Origin of the sequence: Streptomyces sp. NPDC049585 (assembly GCF_040675615.1) — a bacterium.
GTDB classification, from domain to species: Bacteria; Actinomycetota; Actinomycetes; order Streptomycetales; family Streptomycetaceae; genus Streptomyces; species Streptomyces luteosporeus.
The window spans coordinates 104,591-122,547 of the sequence record NZ_JBFAPE010000015.1; the positions used below are offsets into that span (position 1 = coordinate 104,591).

Annotated in this window: 13 protein-coding genes; 5 read left to right on the plus strand and 8 right to left on the minus strand. The window is 75.3% G+C overall.

The window, feature by feature from the left end; all coding sequences use genetic code 11:
- Window positions 1-29: 29 nt before the first annotated feature.
- Both AB0K17_RS17725 and AB0K17_RS17730 read right to left on the minus strand, forming a co-directional pair.
- Window positions 30-1,856, minus strand: a complete 1,827-nt coding sequence (locus AB0K17_RS17725; RefSeq protein ID WP_365966298.1) for a M4 family metallopeptidase — start codon at window positions 1,854-1,856, stop codon at window positions 30-32.
- Between the two features lie 335 nt (window positions 1,857-2,191).
- Window positions 2,192-2,620 (minus strand): gamma-glutamylcyclotransferase family protein, encoded by a 429-nt coding sequence (locus tag AB0K17_RS17730; protein ID WP_365966299.1) that lies wholly within the window; start codon window positions 2,618-2,620, stop codon window positions 2,192-2,194.
- An 86-nt stretch (window positions 2,621-2,706) separates the two neighbouring features.
- On the opposite strand from AB0K17_RS17730, the gene AB0K17_RS17735 reads away from it, so the two are divergent.
- From AB0K17_RS17735 to AB0K17_RS17745, 3 genes are read left to right on the plus strand one after another with little or no spacing between them, the layout of a single operon-like run.
- Window positions 2,707-5,088 carry an FHA domain-containing protein gene (locus tag AB0K17_RS17735; RefSeq protein ID WP_365983478.1) on the plus strand — a complete coding sequence of 794 codons (2,382 nt, stop codon included), beginning with the start codon at window positions 2,707-2,709 and terminating at the stop codon, window positions 5,086-5,088.
- 34 nt (window positions 5,089-5,122) lie between these two features.
- Complete coding sequence (locus AB0K17_RS17740) at window positions 5,123-5,794, plus strand: hypothetical protein (protein ID WP_365983479.1); 672 nt, start codon at window positions 5,123-5,125, stop codon at window positions 5,792-5,794.
- Window positions 5,794-6,789, plus strand: coding sequence for a serine/threonine-protein kinase (locus AB0K17_RS17745; protein ID WP_365983480.1), 996 nt, complete (start codon window positions 5,794-5,796; stop codon window positions 6,787-6,789). The genes AB0K17_RS17740 and AB0K17_RS17745 overlap by 1 nt, the downstream gene beginning before the upstream one ends.
- 46 nt (window positions 6,790-6,835) lie before the next feature.
- On the opposite strand, the gene AB0K17_RS17750 is transcribed toward AB0K17_RS17745, so the two are convergent.
- From AB0K17_RS17750 to AB0K17_RS17775, 6 genes are all read right to left on the minus strand, one after another.
- A complete protein-coding gene (locus AB0K17_RS17750) occupies window positions 6,836-7,864 on the minus strand; it encodes a hypothetical protein (RefSeq protein WP_365983481.1) in 1,029 nt (342 codons plus the stop codon).
- 172 nt (window positions 7,865-8,036) lie between these two features.
- The gene (locus AB0K17_RS17755) at window positions 8,037-9,380 is read right to left on the minus strand and encodes a nitrate/nitrite transporter (RefSeq protein ID WP_365983482.1); all 1,344 of its coding nucleotides are present in this window, start codon (window positions 9,378-9,380) and stop codon (window positions 8,037-8,039) included.
- Between the two features lie 9 nt (window positions 9,381-9,389).
- The gene (nirD, locus tag AB0K17_RS17760) at window positions 9,390-9,779 is read right to left on the minus strand and encodes a nitrite reductase small subunit NirD (RefSeq protein WP_365966343.1); all 390 of its coding nucleotides are present in this window, start codon (window positions 9,777-9,779) and stop codon (window positions 9,390-9,392) included.
- Window positions 9,780-9,790: 11 nt separating this feature from the next.
- Window positions 9,791-12,292 (minus strand): nitrite reductase large subunit NirB, encoded by a 2,502-nt coding sequence (gene nirB, locus AB0K17_RS17765; RefSeq protein ID WP_365983503.1) that lies wholly within the window; start codon window positions 12,290-12,292, stop codon window positions 9,791-9,793.
- 38 nt (window positions 12,293-12,330) lie between these two features.
- Window positions 12,331-13,662: an FAD-dependent oxidoreductase gene (locus AB0K17_RS17770; protein WP_365983483.1), complete on the minus strand. Its 1,332-nt coding sequence runs from the start codon at window positions 13,660-13,662 to the stop codon at window positions 12,331-12,333.
- The gene (locus tag AB0K17_RS17775; RefSeq protein ID WP_365983484.1) at window positions 13,659-15,836 is read right to left on the minus strand and encodes a molybdopterin oxidoreductase family protein; all 2,178 of its coding nucleotides are present in this window, start codon (window positions 15,834-15,836) and stop codon (window positions 13,659-13,661) included. Before AB0K17_RS17775 ends, AB0K17_RS17770 begins: the two co-directional genes overlap by 4 nt.
- Window positions 15,837-16,026: 190 nt before the next feature.
- On the opposite strand from AB0K17_RS17775, the gene AB0K17_RS17780 reads away from it, so the two are divergent.
- Together AB0K17_RS17780 and AB0K17_RS17785 are read left to right on the plus strand one after the other, a co-directional pair.
- Window positions 16,027-17,196, plus strand: a complete 1,170-nt coding sequence (locus AB0K17_RS17780) for a uroporphyrinogen-III synthase (protein WP_365983485.1) — start codon at window positions 16,027-16,029, stop codon at window positions 17,194-17,196.
- A complete protein-coding gene (locus AB0K17_RS17785) occupies window positions 17,193-17,948 on the plus strand; it encodes a CbiX/SirB N-terminal domain-containing protein (RefSeq protein WP_365983486.1) in 756 nt (251 codons plus the stop codon). The genes AB0K17_RS17780 and AB0K17_RS17785 overlap by 4 nt, the downstream gene beginning before the upstream one ends.
- Window positions 17,949-17,957 lie beyond the last annotated feature (9 nt).

The window sequence follows — 17,957 nt, forward strand, 5'->3', positions numbered from 1 at the left end:
CGGGCGGGACCTCGCCGTGCGCTCGCTCCTTACGAAGGGGCGTTCGCGGCGGTGACGTTGACCGCGGCCCAGGCCCGGTCGACCGTCGTGTACTCGGTGCTGTCCTGGCCGTAGATGTCGGCGGCGGCCTGCAGGGTGGCCTCGCGCGCGCCGTGGAAGTCGGTCGTGGAGACCATGTAGCGGCTCAGGGCGCGGTAGAAGATCTGCTCGGCCTTGGCGCGGCCGATGCCGGTGACCGACGAGCCGTCGTAGGTCGGCGAGTCGTAGCTGAAGCCGCCGATCGTCTTGGCGCCGCTGCCCTCGGCCAGGAGGTAGAAGGCGTGCGAGGAGACGCCGGAGCCGGCGTGGACCTCGCGGTCGTAGGAGCCCTCGTCCCAGTAGTCGACGGTGCCCTCGAGCTTGTCGAGGGAGGGCTTGTCCAGGCGGCGCAGGAAGGTCTGCTGCAGGCCCAGCTTCTCGCCCATGAGGTAGTTCGGCGGGTTGGCCGGGTTGTTGGTGGCGAACTCCATGCCACTGCCGAAGATGTCGGCGAAGGACTCGTTGAGCGAGCCGGCCTCGCCGTACTGGTTGTTCTGCTCGTCGACGCGCGTGGGCTGGAAGTCGGCGGTGGCCTCGACCACGCCGTGGGTCAGCTCGTGGCCGGTGACGTCGAGGGCGACCAGCGGCTGCTTGAACGTCACGCCGTCGCCGTCGCCGTAGAGCATGCAGGCGCAGTCGGGGGACCAGAAGGCGTTGCCGACGCCGCTGCCGAAGTGCACCAGGGCGTGCGGGCCGGCACCGTCGTTCTTGATGCCGTTGCGGCCGAACGTCTTCTTGTAGTAGTCGAAGGTGCTGGTGATGCCGTACTGGGCGTCGACGGCGGCGCTGGCGGCGTCGGACGAGGTGCCGTTGCCCCACTTGTTGTCGGCGTCGGTGAACGCCTTGCCGGTGGAGAACGACGACAGCTGACGGCGGCCGGCGTTGCGGGTCTCGGCGTTGCCGCGGCTGGGGTCCTTCAGGGTGAAGGAGGTCTGCGCGGTCTGGGTGGTCAGCAGCGGAACGGTGCCGGCGAAGATGGCGGCGCCGCTGCCGGTGGCCGGCGCGGGGAAGGCGCCCGCGGCGGGCCGGGCGGCACCGGGCGCGGCGGGGGCGGCGGTCTTCGGCGCGGCCTGGGTGCCCTGGGCGCGCAGCGTGGCCTTCAGGGCCGGCGAGATGAACCCGTCGCTGAGCGGGGTCTTGCCGAGGACCTTGCCGTCGGCGGCGTCGACGAGCACGGAGTGGGAGGTGCCGGCGTCGGCGGCCGCGGGGGCGGCGACGGTCACCCGGTAGGCCAGGACGGCCTTCTCGCCGCGGGCGTCCACGACGAGTTCGGTGTGCGCGGCGGTGCCGGCGGCGCTCTTGGCGGCCTTGGCGGCGGCCTGCTCGGCGGTCAGCTTCGGGGTGACGGTGGGGACGGCGGCCTTGCGGGCCTTGGCACGGGTCACGCCCAGGTAGCGCTGCGCGGGGTCGAGGTGGACGACGAGGTCGCCGCCGACGACGGTGACGCCGCGGTAGGTCCGCTCGAAGCGGACGTGCTGCTTGCCCTCGGGGTCGGTCAGGACGTCCTTGACCTTCAGGTCCTCGCCGGCGCCGAGGCCGGCGGCCTGGGCGTTGGCCTGGACGGCCGCCCGGGCCGCCTTGACGATCCGCGGGTCGAACGTCGCCGGGGCGACGGCGGCCGCCGCGGCGGCCGCGGCCCGCGCCGGGGAGCCCGACGTGGCCGGCGTCGCCTGGGCGGTCGCCGTGCCGGCCGTGGTCGCGGCCGCCGCCACGGCGACGGCGATCGCGACGGCCCGTCTGCGGGCGGTGGATATGGAGTTCGTGGGGGTTGTACGCAAGTCAGCGCCCTTTGTCATGGGGGCGGCCGGGTGTGCCGGACCGCCCGTATGCACGCGGTGCCGGCACTGCAGCACCACGGGAACCTGTGGGTCCCGTGGATGACCTTGCAGGCATTGGCATGCCCATGAAAAGAGCGAGGGGCGCAAATGACCGAACAGTTGATCCAGTCTTTACACAGCCCCAACCCCCCGTTACGGGACGGAAACGTCCCGTGATGCTGCCGGTGAGGACGGGTCAAACCCCCGCGAGGTTGCCCGGGTTGGACAACTGATCACTATGTGAGACGGCCGGCTGGGACGCGGGCCGCCGGACGCCGCCCCGGCGGCCGCGGCTCTCAGCCCGTCCACTCACCGCCCGGCAGCCGCCGGCCCGTCGCGCGCAACCGCCGCGCCACCTGCTCCGCCGCCAGGTACACCCAGCAGGGCACCGGCCCGCCGCCGGCCACACGCACCTCCCGCACCACGCGCACGTACAGGCTGTGCGGATCGCCCGGCCGGTACTCCTCCAGCGCGTCGAGCGCGGCCAGCACCCGCGGGTACGCCTCCGGCGCGAGCGTGATCAGCTCGCCGCGCACCTCGGCGGCACCCTCCTCGGCGACCGCGTACGGGTAGCCCGGTCCTTCGTACAGCACCGCGCCCGGCAGGTACGCGGGCACCTGCGCGACCGTACGGCCGCGCAGCAGCAGGGCGTGGTTGCGCCGGCCCGGCCGCAGCGTCCCGTACACGAACACCGGCAGCCGGCCGGCCGCCTCCCGTGCCGTCACCGGCGTCTCCCCCTCGCGTCCTGGCGTCCCGGTCCCGCCCGCGCCGCCAAAAGGCGGTCCGCGGCCGTCGGCCGTAACCTATAGGTATGGCAGAGCGGCCGGTCGTGCCCTCGGCCTCCTCCGCCCCGGAGCTCATCCTCGAGGCCGATGGCGGCTCCCAGGTGATGAGCCCGAGCCGGAGCTACCACGTGGGGCGCGACCCGTCCAGCGACGTCGTGCTGCGGGACGCCCGCGTCTCCTGGCACCACGCGGTCCTGCGCCCGGTGGGCGACCACTGGACGCTGGAGGACTGCGGCAGCACCAACGGCACCTACACCGAGGGCCGCCGCATCGCCACCTTCGACCTCGGCCCGGGCAGCGTCGTGCGCTTCGGCAACCCGGCCGACGGCCCCGCCGCCGTCGTCACCGCCGTGCGGCCGCGCGCCAGCGACCGGCCCTCGGCCGTCTCCCAGCCGCAGAGCACCGGCACCTTCCGCCGGCCCACGTCCGTACGCCCCCTGCCCACGCGCACCGTACGCATCGGCCGGGCCGCGGACAACGACTTCGTCGTCGACGACCTGACCGTCTCCCGCTACCACGCGCAGCTGCGCGCCCTGCCCGGCGGCGAGCACGAGATCGTGGACGTCGGCAGCCACAACGGCACCTACCTCAACGGCACGCGCGTCCAGCACGGCCCCGTCCTGCCCGGCGACATCATCGGCATCGGCCACTCGGCGTTCTGCCTGGTCGGCGACGAGCTGCAGGAGTTCGTCGACACCGGCGAGGTCTCCTTGGACGTCCAGCAGCTGTCCGTCAGCGTCGACGAGGGCCGCAAGACCCTGCTGGACGACGTCTCCTTCCCCGTGGGGGCCAAGTCCCTGCTCGCCGTGGTCGGCCCCAGCGGCGCCGGCAAGTCCACCCTGCTCAACGCGCTCACCGGGCTGCGCCCGGCCGACCGCGGCACCGTCCTGTACGACGGCCGCGACCTGTACCGCGACTACGCCGAGCTGCGCTCGCGCATCGGCCTGGTGCCGCAGGACGACATCCTGCACGCCCAGCTGACCGTGCGCCGCGCCCTGCGCTACGCCGCCGAACTGCGCTTCCCCGGCGACACCGCCCGCAGCGAGCGCAACGCGCGCGTCGAGGAGGTCATCGGCGAACTCGGCCTCGAACAGCGCGCCGACCAGGCCATCCACAGCCTCTCCGGCGGCCAGCGCAAACGCGTCAGCGTCGCCCTGGAGCTGCTCACCAAGCCCTCGCTGCTCTTCCTCGACGAGCCCACCTCCGGCCTCGACCCGGGCATGGACCGCTCGGTGATGACCATGCTGCGCGAGCTCGCCGACGACGGGCGCACCGTCATCGTCGTCACCCACAGCGTGCTGAGCCTGGACGTCTGCGACCGGCTGCTGGTGCTCGCCCCCGGCGGGCGCACGGCCTTCTACGGACCGCCCGGCGACACCCTCGGCTTCTTCGGCTTCACCCAGTGGCCGCAGGCCTTCGAGGCGTTCGAGAACCAGCGGGAGCGCGACTGGGCCGGGGAGTTCCGCGCCTCGCCGCTGCACCGCCAGTACATCGCGAGCGCCACCGAACGGCCCCGGCCGCTCGTCGGCGGCACGGCCGCCGCCGAGCCCCTGCAGCCGGTCAAGGCCCAGAGCTGGGGCGCCCAGCTGTGGACGCTGATGCGCCGCTACGTGAGGGCGCTGAGCTCCGACCGCACCTTCCTCGCCATCATGATCGCCCTGCCGGTCCTGACCGGCGCGATGGCCCGGCTGTCCGCCGGCGTGCGCTTCGCCTCCGCCGACAAGGCCAACACCGTGCTGCTCATCCTGTGCGTGGGCGGCGTGCTGACGGGAGCTGCCAACTCGGTGCGCGAGCTGGTCAAGGAACGGGTGATCTACCAGCGCGAGAGAGCCGTCGGCCTGTCCAGATCCGCGTACGTCATGTCCAAGATCGTGGTCCTGGGCCTGATCACCGTCGCGCAGGCGATCGTGCTGTCGGTGGTGGGCCTGGGCGGGGTGGACACCCGCGCACCCGGCGGCCAGGGCGTCTTCGCCCCGCCGCTGGTGGAGATCACCCTCGCCGTGGCGCTGCTGTCCTTCACCTCCATGCTGCTGGGCCTGGTGGTCTCGGCGCTGGTGCGCCGCGAGGAGGTCACCATGCCGCTGCTGGTGCTCATCACCCTCGTGCAGGTCGTCTTCTGCGGCGGCATGATCGACGTCAACGGCCGCCTGGTGTTCGAGCAGCTGGCCTGGTTCGTGCCCTCGCGATGGGCGCTGGCCGCCATGAGCGCGACCGTCGACTTCTCCCACATCCCGCCCGCCACGGGGCAGCTGCCGCCGCCCGGCGGGGAGAAGGCCGACCCCCTCCTCAGCCACGACATGGGCACCTGGGCGCTCGACATGGGGATGCTGGTGGTCCTCTCCCTCCTCATGGCCTTCCTGGTCGCGCGCCTGCTGCGCCGCCACGAGCCGGAGGTCATGCGCAAGTGACCGGGCCGCACGTGACCGGGCAAGGAGACCGACCGTGAGCGCGGCCGCGTTCCCGTACGGCTCGGCGGGCGCCCAGGGCCAGGAGGTCCCCGGCTTCCTGCCCACCCACGTGGTGCCCCCCGGCGGGCTGTCCACCTGGTCCGCACCCGACGCCGTCGTCCCCACCGACCCCCTCGACCCCCTGCTGCCCGTACAGCTGCTCGACCGGCGCGGCGACTGGGGGCAGGTGCTGTGCTCCAACGGCTGGTCGGCCTGGGTCGACGCCCGGCTGCTGGTCACCCTGCCGCAGGACCCGCCCCCGGCGGGCGGCGCCCTCACCCGCACCGCCGACGCCCGGCGGCTGCTGCAGCAGGTGCAGGAGACGCTGGAGCACTACCGGCGGGCCGTGGAGGACCTGGCCACCGGGCGCACGGACGGCGAGACGTTCGGCAGGACGACCCAGGGCCTGCGCATCGGCGTCGTCGTCGACGGCGACTCCATGTGGCTGTACGACGCCGATCGCGACAACTGGGGCTACTGCGACGGCACCTCGCTGACCGGCATCGCCGGCCGGGAACGCTCCCCCAAGCCCTCCTCCATGCCGCCCGCGCCCTCCGTACCGCCCGAGGCCACCCGCCTGGACACCGGGCCGCCCGGCGCCCCGCCGCCCACCCGGCTCGACGACGGCACCGGGCGACCGCCGCACGGACCCGGCGGTGAGCGCTGATGGGCGCCCCGGACGACCGCGACGGCGACCGCCTGCCGCGGCCGGACGCCTCGCTGGGCGCCGGGCCCGGCGGGCTCATCGGCCGGCAGATCGCCGGCTACCGCGTGGAGAGCGAGATCGGGCGCGGCGGCATGGCCGTGGTCTACCGCGCCTGCGACCTGCGCCTCGGGCGCACCGTCGCCCTCAAACTCCTCGCCCCCGAACTCGCCCGCAACGACACCTTCCGCCAGCGCTTCGCCCACGAGTCCCGGGTCGCCGCCGCCATCGACCACCCGCACATCGTGCCGGTCTTCGAGGCCGGGGAGGTCGAGGGCGTCCTGTACATCGCCATGCGCTACGTGCCCGGCCAGGACCTGCGCGCCCTCCTCGACCGCGAGGGCCCGCTGCCCCTGACCACCGCCTCGCGCATCGCCGGACAGGTCGCCTCCGCCCTCGACGCCGCCCACGCCCACGACCTCGTGCACCGGGACGTCAAGCCCGGCAACATCCTCGTCGCCGAGGGCACCGACAGCGACCACCCCGAGCACGTCTACCTCACCGACTTCGGCCTGACGAAGAAGTCGCTGTCCCTGACCGGCTACACGCGCGTCGGGCAGTTCGTCGGGACGCTGGACTACGTCGCGCCCGAGCAGATCTCCGGCAAACCGGTCGACGGGCGGTGCGACGTCTACAGCCTGGCCTGCGTCGTCTTCGAAACGCTCACCGGGGCGCCGCCGTTCCGCCGCGAGGACGACATGGCACTGCTGTGGGCCCACCAGAACGAGCCGCCGCCGCGGCTGACGGAGTACGTGCCGGAGCTGCCGGCGGGGGTCGACGACGTCCTGGCGCAGGCCCTGGCGAAATCGCCGGACGACCGCTTCGACAGCTGCCTGCGCTTCGTGACGGCGCTACGGCGGGCGGGCGGCGCGCCGCCCGCCAAGCCGGTGGCGCCGGAGGCACCGGAGCCGGTGCGGGCGCCGCCGATGTGGGCCGCACCGGTGTTCCCCGAACTGTGACGGTTCGTCTCCCGGGCGCTCCGCCCCCGGACCCCGGTCCCCTGCGTCAGCGGAGCGTGAACGGCAGCTCCTGGGAGAAGAACGACGTCTGCGTCGTGCCCACCGAGACGCCCGCGTCCGCCGACTTCACGTCCCGCGGCGCGCCCCGGTTGACGGCGATCTTCAGGCGGTACGTCGCCGTCGCCCCCGGCGCCAGCGCCTTCGTGCCGCTCTCGGGCCGCAGGCCCGCGCTCATGCCCGGGTCGCAGCCCGTCGCGACGAGCGGCACCGTCTCCCAGCCCCGTCCCGCCCGGTACTGACGCAGGGTCATGTCCTTGGGGGTCAGGGCGTGCCCGGTGCCGACCCCGAAGGCGAAGTAGGAGGCGGCCAGGGCCGGGTAGGTGCGGTCCGTGGTGTTCTTCACCGTCACGGTCACCTCGCGGCCCGTCCCGCCGCGCTGCAGCGTGGCGCCGCGCTGCCAGCCGGTCAGGGCGACCTGGGGCCGGGTGGCGGTGGCGGTGCGGGCCGGGGCGCGGTAGGTGTGGCCGCGGCCGTCGGAGACGGAGGCGGCGACGGTCACGGTGCCGGGCCGGTCGAGGTCCTGCAGGCGCAGGGCGACGGTGTGGGGCTGCCGGGGGCCGGCCGCGGGGGCCGTCACGGGGAAGGTGAAGACGCCGTGGGTGGGCCGGCTGCCGCCGCCGGACCTGGTGTCGAGGTCGACCCAGCGGCGGGTGGCCGTGTCGTAGCGCTGCACCGTCAGGGAGTCGGTGCTGAAGCCCTTGCTGTCGACGTCCAGGCGCACGGTGCCGCCCTTGGCGACGGGGGTGCGCAGGGTGACACCGGAGGAGGACCACAGGCCGATGGGGAGCCGGCCGGGCAGGCTGGAGGAGATCTTGTCGGTGGCGGTGCCGGTCGCTGCGAGGGCGGGCGTCTCGTCGACGAGGGGCGCGGTGGCCGCCTCGGCGGCGGCGCGCCGGGCGCTCGCGCTGTCGCCGCCGCAGGTGGGGCCCGCCGGGGCGGCGGCCGCCTGGTCGGGTGCGATGGCGCCCACGGCGAGCGCCAGCCCGGCCGCGAGCGCCGCCGCGCCTCTGGTCATGGCCCGGCGTCCTGCCGGTGCGCCGTGCCGCTGTGCGGGCTGTCGTGGCATTGTCCGCGTCATGTACCGCCCCCGCGTGGTGGGTTGTCTGTGCGGGCGCACGTGCGTGCGCCTCCGGCCTGTCAGAGGGCCTTCCCCACCCGATGGTTCCCCAAGCGGAACGGAATCGGTCTCAGTTCCCGCGCACTGCTCGGGCCCCGCGGAGATAAACCGCCCACGTGAGTGCCAGGCAGAGCACGTACAGGACGAGGAACGCCGTGTAGGCCTGCTCGCCGGTGCCGTGGGCGAGGAAGGCCTGGCGGAAGGCGAGGTTGATCAGGACGCCGCCGAGGGCGCCGACGGCGCCGGCGATGCCCATGAGGGCGTTGGCGTGCAGGTGGGCGAGCGGTGCGGGCCGGTCCCGGTAGATGCCGGGGATCATCTTGTACGTCGATCCGTTGCCGGCGCCGCTGAGGACGAAGAGCAGCACGAAGCCGGTGAGGAAGAGCGGCAGCGAGCCTTCGCGGGAGGCGAGCAGGACCAGGCAGGTGCTCGCGGCCATGGCGAGGAAGGCGCAGAAGGTGACCCGGGCGCCGCCGAGCCGGTCGGCCAGCGCGCCGCCGACGGGCCTGGCCAGGGAACCGAGCAGCGGTCCGAGGAAGGTCAGGCAGGCGGCGCGCAGGGGGGTGGGGAAGTCGTGGGGGAACTGCACGAGCAGCACCTGTCCGAAGGCGAAGCCGAAGCCGATGAACGAGCCGAAGGTGCCGATGTAGAGCGTGGAGATCGCCCAGGCGTGGGGGTCGCGGGCCACCTCGCGCAGCGGGTTCCCGGGGGGCCGGGAGCGGGGCAGGTCGTCCATGCGCAGGGCGGCGGCGAGGGCGGCCAGGACGACCAGGGGGACGTAGAGCAGGGGCACCAGGCGGGGGTGGGAGGCGCCGGCGGTGGTCAGGACCAGCAGTCCGGCGAGCTGGACGACGGGGACGCCCAGGTTGCCGCCGCCGGCGTTGATGCCCAGGGCCCGGCCCTTGAGGCGTTGCGGGTAGAAGGCGTTGATGTTGGCCATGGAGGAGGCGAAGTTGCCGCCGCCGACGCCGGCGGCGGCCGCGAGCAGGAGCAGGGTGGTCGGGGAGACGCCGGGCCGCAGGAGCCAGCCGGTCAGCACGGTGGGCACCAGGAGGGCCAGGGCGCTGACGACGGTCCAGCGGCGTCCGCCGAAGAGGGACACGGCGACGGTGTAGGGCAGGCGCAGCAGGGCGCCGACGAGGGTGGGCACGGCGGTGAGCAGGAACTTGCCGGCGGGGTCGATGCCGTACTCGGGCCCGAGGAAGAGCACGAGGACGGACCACATGCTCCACACCGAGAAGCCGATGTGTTCGCACAGGACCGAGTGGACGAGGTTGCGGCGGGCGACGCGGGCGCCGGTGGCGTCCCAGAAGGCGGGGTCCTCGGGACGCCAGTCGGCGAGGGGGCGCGTGGGGCCGGTGGGGGCGGCCGGGCGGGTGTGCCCGACGGTGGGGAGAGGGGGGTTCGCGGTCATTCCCCCACGCTAGGAAGGGGTGGTTTCCCGCGAATGTGCTGTGGCGCTCGCCCGTGCTACGTCTTGCGCACGGGCTCCTGCCGGTGGTGTGAGGCGGACCGGCCACACGGGCAGAGCCGCGCCCGGCTCGTCCAGGCAGGCGCCCGAGCGCAGGTCGAAGGCCTGCTTGTACATCGGCGAGATCACCACGGGTGCGCCGTCACGACTGCCGAGCAGTCCGCGGGAGATGACGTGGGCGCCGCTGAACGGGTCGCGGTTGCCGACCGCGTACACGGCCCCGCCGCGGTCGCGGAAGAGCGCCACCTGGCGGCCGGCGACCAGGACGGCGACGCCGCGGCCGGTCTCGAGCACCTCGTACGGGCAGGCCGGCAGCCACTGCTCACCGGTGCGGATCTCCACGACGCCGCTCGTCACGCGCCCACCGCCTCGGGGGCGGGCACCGGGCGGATCTGGCCGCGCTCGGGCGTGAAGCGAATGGCGGGGTCGGGGGTGCCGGGGGCGTTGGCGAAGGACACGAAGCGGCGCAGCCTTTCGGGGTCGGCGAGGGTGGCGCGCCATTCGTCCTCGTAGGTGCGCACGTGGGCGGCCATGAGGGCGTCGAGGTCGGCGCAGATGCCGAGGCTGTCGTCGACGACGACGGCCCGCAGGTGCTCCAGGCCGCCGTCCATGCGCTCGATCCAGGCGGAGGTGCGCTCCAGGCGGTCGGCGGTGCGGATGTAGAACATCAGGAAGCGGTCGACGGTGCGTACGAGGGTGTCGTGGTCGACGTCGGTCAGCAGCAGGTCGGCGTGGCGGGGGGTGGTGCCGCCGTTGCCGCCGACGTAGAGGTTCCAGCCGGCGGAGGTGGCGATGACGCCGAAGTCCTTGCCGCGGGCCTCGGCGCATTCGCGGGCGCAACCGCTGACGGCGGCCTTGATCTTGTGCGGGGAGCGCAGGCCGCGGTAGCGCAGTTCGAGCTCGATGGCGAGGGCGACGGAGTCCTGGACGCCGTAGCGGCACCAGGTCTGCCCGACGCAGGACTTCACGGTGCGCAGGGCCTTGCCGTAGGCGTGCCCGGATTCGAAGCCGGCGTCGACCAGGCGGCGCCAGATGAGGGGCAGCTGGTCGACGGTGGCGCCGAACATGTCGATGCGCTGGCCGCCGGTGATCTTCGTGTAGAGGCCGAAGTCGCGGGCGATCTCACCGATGGTGATCAGTCCCTCGGGGGTGATCTCGCCGCCGGGGACGCGGGGGACGACGGAGTAGGAGCCGTTGCGCTGGAGGTTGGCGAGGAAGTGGTCGTTGGTGTCCTGCAGGGCGGCCTGTTCGCCGTCGAGGATGTGCACGGGGGCGCCGATGGCCGGGGCGAGGGAGGCGAGGATCGAGGCGACGACGGGCTTGCACACCTCGCAGCCCTCGCCGGTGCCGTGCTCGTCGACGAGCCGGCTGAAGGTGGTGATGCCCTTGGCGCGGACGATCTCGTACAGCTCGGCGCGGGTGTGGGTGAAGTGCTCGCACAGGCCGCGGGCGACCTCGGTGCCCAGGGCGGTGAGCTCCTCGGCGACGACGGTGCCGAGCGCCCCCACGCACGATCCGCAGCCGGTTCCGGCGCGGGTGCATTTCCTGACGGCGGCCACGTCGGTGCAGCCGGAGGTGGTGACGGCGGCGCGCACGGCGGCCTTGGTGACGTTGTGGCAGGAGCAGATCACCGCCTCGTCGGGCAGCGTGACCGGGCCGGTCCCACCGGCGCCGGCCGCGGAGGCGGGCAGCACCAGCCGTTCGGGGGGTGCGGTCAGGACGGTGCGGGCGGCGGCCAGGGGCCGCAGGGTGTCGTACGCCGTGGTGTCGCCGACGAGGACGCCGCCGAGGAGGGCGCCGTCGGGGGCGACGACGAGCTTGCGGTAGACGCCGGCGCGGCTGTCGGCATACAGGACGTCGAGGGCGCCCTCGGTCGTGCCGTGGGCGTCGCCGAAGCTGGCCACGTCGACGCCCAGGAGCTTGAGCTTGGTGGAGGTGTCGGCGCCGGTGAACTCGCGGGCGTCGCCGGCGAGGGCGGCCGCGGCGGTCTCGGCCATGGCGTAGCCGGGGCCGACCAGGCCGTAGACGCGGCCGTCGGCGGCCAGGGCGCATTCGCCGACGGCCCACACGTGCGCATCGGCGGTGCGGCAGCGGGCGTCGACGACGATGCCGCCGCGTTCGCCGACGGGCAGGGCGCTTACGCGGGCCAGGTGGTCGCGGGGGCGGATGCCGGCGGAGAAGACGACGAGGTCGGCGGCGAGGGTGCGGCCGTCGGAGAGGGTGAGGGCCGTCACCTCGCCGTCGTCACCGGCCTCGACGGCGCCGGCTGCGGCGCCGGTGTGGACGGTGACGCCGAGTTCCTCGATCCTGCGGCGCAGGGCGGTGCCGCCGCCGTCGTCGATCTGGACGGCCATCAGGCGGGGGGCGAACTCCACGACGTGGGTGTCCAGTCCGAGGGCCTTGAGCGCCCCGGCCGCCTCCAGGCCGAGCAGTCCGCCGCCGACGACGACGCCGGCGCGGGCGTGGGCTGCCCGTTCGCGGATGGCGTGGACGTCCTCCAGGGTGCGGTAGACGAAGCAGCCGGGCAGGTCGCGGCCGGGGACGGGTGGGACGAACGGCTGGGAGCCGGTGGCGAGGACCAGTTCGTCGTACGGCAGGACGTGCCCGGAGGCGGTGGTGACCGTGCGGGCCGCGCGGTCGAGCGCGACGGCGGGGTCGGCCAGGCGCAGGTCGATGTCGTGCTCCTCGGCGAAGCCGGCCGGCCACAGCGACAGTTCCTCGGCGGTGGTGCCGGAGAACCAGGAGGTCAGGTGCACCCGGTCGTAGGCGGGGCGGGGTTCCTCGGCCAGGACGGTGATCCGCCACTTGCCGGGGGCGCGTTCGGTCAGCGCCTCCAGGAAGCGCTGGCCGGCCATGCCGTGGCCGACGAGCACCAGGCGCCGTCGGGTGTCCGTCACGAGGGGGCTCCTTCCGTGATGAGCAACTGCAGGGGGTCCGGCGGGGCGCTCTCGCCGCGCTCGAAGGCGCCGGCGAGTTCGCCGACGGCGCCGAGGTCGCCGACGAGGACGGCGCCGACGAGGGCGTCGCCGCGCAGCACGAGCTTGCGGTAGGTGCCGCGGGTGGCGTCGGTGAGCCGGACGGTGTCGGTGTGCGGGGCGTCGCCGTGCGGGTCGCCGAAGGAGGCGACGTCCAGTTCGCCGCCGGCCGTACTCAGCCGGAACCGGGCGGTGGGCACTGCGGTCAGGCGGGCGGCCGGGTCGTGGCCGCTCAGGCGGGCGGCCAGGACGTCGGCCTGGGCGAAGGCGGTCTCGGCGCCGGCGTCGGTGGTGCCGCGGTGCTCGGCGCAGTCGCCGAGGGCGTACACGCCGGGCGCGGAGGTGGCCAGGCGATCGTCGACGACGACGCCGGTGCGCACGGCGAGCCCGGCGGCGCGGGCGAGGGCGGTGCGGGGGCGGGCGCCGCAGGCGAGGAGGACGAGCTCGGCGGGGAGCACCTGACCGTCGTCCAGCCGTACCCCGGTGACGTGGTCGGGGCCGGTCAGGGCGGTGGCCGTCCGCCCGGTGTGCACGCGGACCCCGCCGGCCTCCAGGTGCCGGCGCACGGTGGCGGCACCCGGCGCGTCGAGGTGACGGGGGATCAGGTGGGGGGCACGCTGCACCAGCTGGACGCGCAGTCCGCGGGCCCCCAATGCGTGGGCGGTGCCGGTGCCCAGCGCTCCCCCGCCGACGACGACGGCGGTGCGCCCGGGGAGGGCCTCGGCGGCCAGGTGCCGGCAGTCGGCGAGGGTGCGCAGCAGGTGCACGCCGGCCTTGAGAGCGGGGGGTGCGTCGTGGCGGGCGGCGGGGGCCACGAGGGTGCCGGTGCCGGCGCCGTTGCGGGCGGCGAGGGAGGCGGAGGCGGTGGCCATCGCCGGGACGGGGCGGGGCGGGGGGCGGTACAGGTCGTGCAGGGGCGGCAGAATCGGTTCGGCACCGGTGGCCAGGACCACGGCGTCGTACGCGGGCGTTGCCCCGGCGGTCGTGCGCAGCACGCGGGCGACCGGGTCGAGGGCCAGGACCGGGGTGGCGGTGTGCACGGTGGCGGCGCCGGTGGGCAGGGCGAGGCAGGCGTCGGCGTAGCCGCCGGCCAGCAGGGCGGGCAGCAGGCCGCGGTGGTAGGGCCGGTCGGGTTCGGCGCCGTGCAGGACGACGTCCACCGTGCCGGGGGCGGCCAGCTCGTGCAGGCGCCGGGCGAACCGGGCGGCGGCCATGCCCGCGCCCACGACGGCGATGCGGCGCGGTGTCATGCCGCCTCCCCGGCCCCGGCGCGAGCGGTGTCCGCCTTCACGGTGTCCGTCTTGACGGTCTCCGCCTTTGCGGTCTCCGCCTTCGTCACGCGGACCGCGCAGACCTTGAACTCGGGCATGTGCGAGATGGGGTCGAGGGCGGGGTTGGTGAGGTTGTTGGCACTGCCCTCACCGGACCAGTGGAAGGGCATGAAGACGGTGTCGGGCCGGATGGCGTCGGTGACACGGGCGGGGGCCGTGGCGGTGCCGCGCCGACTGGTCACGGTGAGCCGGTCGCCGTCGGTCACGCCCAGGCGGGCCGCGAGGCGGGGGTGCAGTTCGACGAAGGGTCCGGGGGCGGCCCGGTTGAGGGCGGGGCTGCGCCGGGTCTGGGCGCCGCTCTGGTACTGGGCGAGGACCCGCCCGGTGGTCAGCAGCAGCGGGTAGGCGTCGTCCGGTTCCTCGGCGGCGGGCCGGTGGGAGACGTCGGCGAACCGGGCCCGGCCGTCGGGGGTGGCGAAGCGGTCGAGGAACAGTCGGGGCGTGCCGGGGTGGTCCTCGCGCGGGCAGGGCCAGAAGACGCCGTCCTCCCGCTCGATGCGCTCGTAGGTGATGCCCGCGTAGTCGGCGGCGCCGCCGGCCGAGGCCCGGCGCAGCTCGGCGAAGGCCTCGCGCGCGTCGGTGGGGAAGCCGTCGGGGTGGCCGAGCCGGGCGGCGAGGCCGTGCAGGACGTCGAGGTCGGTGCGTACACCCGCGGGCGGCGGCACGGCGGCCCGGCGCAGAACGACCCGGCCTTCGAGGTTGGTCATCGTGCCGGTCTCCTCGGCCCATTGGGCCGAGGGCAGGACGACGTCGGCGAGTTCGGCGGTCTCGGAGCGCACGACGTCGCACACCACCAAGTGGTCCAGGGCGCGCAGGCGTTCGGTGATGCGGGTGGCGTCCGGGGCGGAGACGACGGGGTTGGATCCCATGAGGAGCAGGGCGCGCACGCCGCCGGGGGTGCCGAGGCCGGCCAGCAGTTCGTACGCCGAGCGGCCCGGGCCGGGCAGGTCGTCGGGGTCGACGCCCCAGACGCCGGCGACGTGGGCGCGGGCGGCGGGGTCGGCCAGCGAGCGGTAGCCGGGCAGCTGGTCGGCCTTCTGGCCGTGTTCGCGGCCGCCCTGGCCGTTGCCCTGTCCGGTCAGGCAGCCGTACCCGCTGCCGGGCCGGCCGGCACGGCCGGTGGCCAGGCACAGGTTGATCCACGCCCCGACGGTGTCGACGCCCTTGCTGTGCTGTTCGCCGCCGCGCGCGGTGAGCACCATGGCGGTGGGCGCGTCGCAGAACAGGTCGACCGCTCGCCTCATCCGCGCCACGGGTATCCCGGTGAGGGACTCCACGCGTTCGGGCCAGTGGGCCATGGCGGCGGCCCGGGCGTGCGCGAAGCCCGCCGTGCGCCGGGCGACGAAGTCCTCGTCCACCCGGCCGCGGGCGATCACTAGGTGCAGCAGGCCCAGCGCGAGGGCGAGGTCCGTACCGGGCGCGGGCCGCAGGTGCAGGTCGGCGAGGTCAGCGGTGCGGGTGCGGCGCGGATCGACGACGATCAGGGTGCCGCCGGCCTCGCGCATCTCGCGCAGGTGGCGCAGGGCGGGCGGCATGGTGTCGGCGGGGTTCGCCCCGACGAGCACGAGGCAGCCGGTGCGCGCGACGTCGGCGAGCGGGAACGGCAGTCCCCGGTCCACGCCGAACGCCGCGCGCTGGGCGGCCGCGGCCGACGACATGCAGAACCGGCCGTTGTAGTCGATGTGCGGCGTGCGCAGCACGACCCGGGCGAACTTGCCCAGCAGGTAGGCCTTCTCGTTCGTCAGGCCGCCTCCCCCGAAGACCCCGGCCGCCTCCCGGCCGTGCTGCCGCGCCGCCTGCGCCAGCCCCTGCGCGGCCCGGTCGAGGGCCTCCTCCCACGTCGCCGGGCGCAGCGGGTCGCTGCGCCGGTCGCGCACCAGCGGCGTGGTGAGCCGTACGGAACCGGCGAGGGTGTCCGCGGCGTTGCTGCCCTTGCCGCACAGGGCGCCCAGGTTGACGGGGAAGCCGGGCCGCTCCTCCACCGCCACGCCGGGCGCGGTGGGCCCTGCCGCGGCCACGCGGCGCAGGCGCATGCCGCACTGCAGGGCGCAGTACGGGCAGTGGGTGTCGGTGGGGAGTGGGGGTTCGGTCATGCCACGAGGCTCGCCCGCCGCCGTTTCCGCCGGACGACGGCCGTGTTTCGCGCGCCGCACATGCCGCGCACCCCCGCGGGCTGGCGTTGTGCGCAGCACGACACACGCCCGTAGGGAAACGGGCGTCGCACTAACGTGCCTGTGATGTCCGTGCAATGAACTCTTAATGCCTCTCCGCGAGGCTCGTCGCATGAGCACAGCGACATCCGCGGCCCCGCCGCCCCCGGGGCCGCTGACCGGCTTCACGGTGGGCGTCACCGCGGACCGGCGGCGCGAGGAACTCACCGCCCTCCTCGGCCGCCGCGGCGCCACCGTCGTGGCCGTTCCGGCCCTGCGCATCGTCACGCTGTCCGACGACGCGCTGCTGCGCCGCGCCACCGAGGAGTGCCTGGCCGGCCTGGACTACGTGATCGCCACCACCGGGGTCGGCTGGCGGGGCTGGATGAGTGCGGCGGAGGGCTGGGGCCTGGGCGGCCCGCTGGTCGCCGCCTGCCGGCAGGCCGAGCTGGTCAGCCGCGGCCCCAAGGCGGCGGGTGCGCTGCGCGCCAGCGGGCTGCGCGAGACGTACGCGCCGGAGTCGGAGGCCCTCGACGACGTCCTGGCCTGGCTGCTCGCCAAGGATCTGCGCGGCCGCCGGATCGCCGTGCAGGAACACGGCGGCGCCCTGCCGGAGTTCACCGCGGCGCTGCGGGATCGCGGGGCGCACGTGGTGGCGGTGCCGGTCTACCGCTGGGGCCCGCCGGAGGACCCCGGTGCGCTGCGCCGGCTCGTGGAGCAGACCGCACGACGGGAGGTGCACGCGCTGCCGTTCACCAGCGCGCCGGCCATCGAGGCGTTCCTCGCGGCGGCGCGGGAGAGCGGGCGGCGGGCGGAGGTGCTGGACGCGCTGCGCGGGGAGGTGCTGTCCGTGTGCATCGGTCCGGTGTGCGCCCGGCCGCTGTTGGCGGCGGGCGTACCATGCGTGTGGCCCGACCGGGGGCGGCTCGGCTCGCTGGTGCGCACGCTCGTTGCGGAACTGACCGCGCGCGGCCGGCGCGAGATCCCCACCGCGGCCGGCCCGCTGGTCCTGCAGGGGGCGGCGGTCCTGGCCGGCGGCACGGCGCTGCGGCTGCCACCGGTGCCGGCGGCGGTCCTGCGGGCGCTGGCCGAACGGCCGGGGACGGTGCTCAGCCGCGGCGAACTGCTGCGCGCGGTATGGGGCGGCGGCTCGCCCGGCCCCGGGGCAGGTGCACGCCCGCGGGTGCCCGACGAGCACGCCGTGGAGGCGGCGGTGGGGCGGCTGCGCGGGGCGCTGGGGGCGCACGGGGCGGTGGTGCAGACGGTGACGAAGCGGGGGTACCGGTTGGCGGTGGCGCCATGAGCGGCACCGTGACGGCCGTACCCACCCGGTGCGCCCCGGCGCGGGATCTGCCCGCAGGCCGGCTGCAGTTGCTGGCCGTCGCGCACGGGACGCGCGACGAGCGCGGGATGGCCGTGATGCGGGAGCTGGTGGGGCGCGTCGCCGACCTGCGGCCCGAGGTGGACGTGCGGCTGGCGTGCGTCGGGCTGGCGGCCCCCTCGGTGGCTGAGGCGCTGGGGCGGCTGCGGGGGGACGTGGTGGTCGTACCGCTGCTGCTCGGCACCGGCCACCACCTGCGGCACGACATTCCGCGGGCCCTGGAGCAGGCCCCCTGGGTACGGGCGCGGCTGGCGCCGGCGCTCGGGCCGGATCCGTTGCTGGCGCTCGCCCTCGCGGGGCGGCTGGCCGAGGCGGAGGCGCGCCGCCCCGGCGCGGGCGGCGGGCCCGTCGTGCTGGCCGCGGCCGGCTCGGCCGATCCGGCCGCGCACGCCGCCGTGGCCCGGACGGCGGAACTGCTCTCGGCGCACATCGGGCGGCCGGTGGTGCCCGCCGGCCTGGCCGGCGGCGGGCCCACCCCGGCCCGGGCGGTCGCCGAGCTGCGGGCGGCGGGCCACGCGCGGGTGAGCGTGGCCCGCTACCTCCTGGGCCCGGGCCACTTCGCGCGGGCCGCGGCCGGCGCGGGCGGGTGCGTGCTCACCGAACCGCTGGGCGCCCACGAGGCGGTGGCCGCTCTGGTGCTGCGCCGTTACGACGAGGCGGCGGGCGCCGCCTGACCGCCTGAG